This window comes from Solemya elarraichensis gill symbiont (assembly GCF_002021095.1).
Lineage (GTDB): Bacteria > Pseudomonadota > Gammaproteobacteria > Chromatiales > Chromatiaceae.
In genome coordinates this window covers 1-3,212 of the sequence record NZ_MPRK01000198.1, presented here as the reverse complement: position 1 = coordinate 3,212, position 3,212 = coordinate 1, and the positions used below count along the sequence as shown (strand labels likewise).

The window sequence follows — 3,212 nt, the reverse complement described above, 5'->3', positions numbered from 1 at the left end:
ACGTCATGGCAGCGTTGTCTATTACGGTACAGCGTTGCTGGCAGCCGCTATCGCAGCGTTTGCTGAAAGATTTCGAAAAGCGCTGGTCTGATATGCCGCTGGTAATGGACAAGTGGTTTGGTGTGCAGGCCTCGGTTCCAACTGTCGAAACAGTTGAGGCCGTCACCGCACTGATGTCGCATCCGGCATTCACGCTCACCAATCCAAACCGTGTGCGTGCCCTGGTTGGCAGTTTCGCCATGAATAATCCGGTGGCATTTCATCGGGCTGATGGCGCTGGCTACACTTTACTTGCGGACCTTGTGATTGAATTGAATGACAAGAATCCGCAGGTGGCTGCTCGTCTCGTACGTCACATGAGCCGTTGGCGGCGTTATGATGAAAACAGGAGCGCCCTGATGAAGGCCCAACTGGAGCGCATCGCCGCGATTCCGGCTATCAGCAGAGATGTCAGCGAAATCGTTAACAGGAGTCTTACCTGATGAAAGCACTGGTTGTTGTTGCTCACGGTAGCCGCCGGGAAGCCTCGAATGAAGAGGTGCGTGAACTGGTGGCACGCCTGGACGAGTCTGCAGGGGGCAGTTTTGCTGTTGTCTGTGCCGCGTTTCTCGAGTTGGCAGAACCCTCGATTCCTGATGCCATCGTCGATGTGATCGATCAGGGCGCAGGTCATGTCACGGTATTACCCTATTTTCTCTCTGCCGGACGCCATGTAGCGACTGATATCCCTGCAGAAATTGACAAGGCACTGGTACGACGTCCCGGTGTCGAAATCCATCTCGCAGGCTATGCTGGCTCCTCCAAAGCAATGCTGCCGTTATTGCTGAATTTGGCTAAATCCTGAGGCTACACAACACTTTTAAAATTGTGCGCTGCAACAGGCTTTTGCCTCTAGCAGGAGTGCAAAAATAGTGGCATTTATCAGCAAAACAGCGTATTCTAATCCTTATCGCTGTTGAACAAGCTTGAATAGCAAATAACCCGGACATATAATCCGGGTTTTCGATTGACTGGCTACCGGGCAATTTTTCCCGCCGGGTGGTTTTTTGACAAGGTTAATGAGACTTCGGAGACCGGATACTATGAACCAGACTTATTATGATGCAGTAACCAAGATGGAAGAGATGGGCTGTGATGAAGAGTACATCCAGGGTTGGCAAGCAGGATTTCTGCAGAACCCGGAGCGTGAAGAGCAACGCCTGACAGAAGCTTACGAGGCTGGTTATGGCGACGGTAAAGAAAAAAGCTCTGACAACTTTGCCAACTGGGCGAAAAGTTAATTCAGACTGGTTGAAAACTGGTTGAACAAGGCCCCTTGATAGGGGCCTTGTTATTTTATATGCAGGATGTATGGTATGGCAGGGATTTCTCCCGGAAATCTCCTGCACTTCCCACCTCCCTGTGGGTCGCCGGATGTCATGGAGCGGCGCTACAGAATACGCAGGAGAAGATCATGGCAGTCATTGAGCTGACAAAAGAGAACCTCGAAGAGACCATTACAGGTAATGCCTTCGTCCTAATCGATTTCTGGGCACCCTGGTGTGGTCCATGTAAAACCTTTGGCCCCACTTTTGAAACCGTATCAGAAAAGTATGAGGATATCGTTTTCGCCAAGGTCAACACGGAAGATGAGCAGGAGATTGCAGCACATTTCCAGATCCGCTCAATTCCTACCTTGATGATGTTTCGCGACCAGATCATCCTTTTAAACGAGGCTGGTGCATTGCCCGAGTCGGCACTGGTTGACGTTATTGATCGTGCAAGTTCACTCGATATGGATGACGTCCGCAAGCAGATTGCAGAAGAAGAGTCAGGTAACCAGGGGTAATTCAGTATGCGTACACTTGAGGCATTGCTATTTGATGTCGATGGTACCCTCGCGGATACTGAGCGTGATGGTCACCGGGTTGCATTCAACCGGGCATTCGCAGATGCAGGGCTGGACTGGAATTGGTCGGTCGAACTCTACGGGGAACTGCTCAAGGTAACCGGCGGAAAGGAGCGTATGCACCACTTCGTCGAAACCGAGAATCCCAACGTACCGCAGGATGTCGATCTTGGCGAAATGATCATTTCGCTGCATGCAGCCAAGACAGAACACTATGTCGGTATGCTAAGGGATGGCCTGATTCTCCTGCGTCCCGGTATCGAACGCATACTGCGCGAAGCGCGTTCTGCTGGAATGCGCATGGCGATCGCCACGACCACGACTCCCGACAATGTCGAGTGGCTGCTGAAAAGCACGCTTGGCGCGGAGAGCATCGGCTGGTTCGAACTGATCGCCGCAGGTGACATCGTCAAGGCGAAAAAACCGGCACCTGATATCTATACCTACGCCCTTGAGCAGATGAATCTGTCCGCCGACAATTGCGTCGCTCTCGAAGATTCGGCCATGGGTTTGCGTTCGGCAAGGGATGCAGGTATCAACAGCATTATCATTACAGCCAATGGTTATACCTTGTCGCACGATTTTTCCGATGCAACAATGGTTGTCGATCATCTTGGCGAACCCGGTAATCCATTCCAGTATCTCTCCGGCATGCAGCCGGCTGGTGATATGATTGATCTCTCCGGAATTCAGAAACTGCACTCAGGAGTTGTTGCTGAGGCCGGCTGATTACTTCCCTTACAGCGGGGCGAGAGTATCGTAATGACGGCACACAGAACCACGAAGATTGAGCCATTCCACGTCATGCGCCTGTTGGCGCGTGCACGCGAGCTCGAAGCTGCAGGCAGGGACATCATTCACATGGAGATCGGCGAGCCCGATTTTGTCACTGTCGATCCCATCATCGAAGCTGGTCACAAGGCCCTTAACGAGGGCAAAACACACTACACCCCTGCACTCGGTCTGCCTGAACTGCGCCATGCCCTGTCTGACTGGTATGCGCGTGTACATAACGCACCGGTCGATGCAGGACGCATCATAGTGACTCCCGGTTCATCGACAGGCCTGCAGATGCTGATGTCTGCGCTGGTTGATCCGGGCGAAGAGGTTTTGCTGCCTGATCCCGGTTATCCCTGTAACCGCAATTTTGTTCTTCTCAGTGACGGTGTGCCCGTGTCGCTGCCTCTCAGTGAAGAGCAGGGCTGGCTTGTCACGCCGGAAATGGTTGAGCGTTTCTGGAGTGATAAAACCCGCGCGCTGCTGGTTGCATCGCCAGCCAACCCGACCGGCGCTGTCTATACACCACAAGAGCTGGAGGCACTGC

The 3,212-nt window shown here is 52.6% G+C and carries 6 protein-coding genes; all 6 read left to right on the top strand.

The annotated features are described in order from the left end of the window. A partial coding sequence (locus BOW51_RS08925; RefSeq protein ID WP_135568192.1) for an aminopeptidase N C-terminal domain-containing protein occupies positions 1 to 482 on the top strand: 482 nt, incomplete at its 5' end. Then, positions 482 to 844: a sirohydrochlorin chelatase gene (locus BOW51_RS08920; RefSeq protein ID WP_174564744.1), complete on the top strand. Its 363-nt coding sequence runs from the start codon at positions 482 to 484 to the stop codon at positions 842 to 844. The genes BOW51_RS08925 and BOW51_RS08920, both read left to right, overlap by 1 nt. Positions 845 to 1,082: 238 nt before the next feature. Beyond that, the gene (locus BOW51_RS08915; protein ID WP_043116870.1) at positions 1,083 to 1,280 is read left to right on the top strand and encodes an Alvin_2107 family globule sulfur oxidation protein; all 198 of its coding nucleotides are present in this window, start codon (positions 1,083 to 1,085) and stop codon (positions 1,278 to 1,280) included. 59 nt (positions 1,281 to 1,339) lie between these two features. Beyond that, the gene (trxA, locus tag BOW51_RS08910; protein WP_078477418.1) at positions 1,340 to 1,828 is read left to right on the top strand and encodes a thioredoxin; all 489 of its coding nucleotides are present in this window, start codon (positions 1,340 to 1,342) and stop codon (positions 1,826 to 1,828) included. Positions 1,829 to 1,834: 6 nt separating this feature from the next. Further along, positions 1,835 to 2,617, top strand: a complete 783-nt coding sequence (locus tag BOW51_RS08905; protein WP_078477417.1) for an HAD family hydrolase — start codon at positions 1,835 to 1,837, stop codon at positions 2,615 to 2,617. Positions 2,618 to 2,650: 33 nt separating this feature from the next. Continuing rightward, the coding region (locus BOW51_RS08900; RefSeq protein WP_135568191.1) for an aminotransferase class I/II-fold pyridoxal phosphate-dependent enzyme at positions 2,651 to 3,212 on the top strand (562 nt) is incomplete at its 3' end.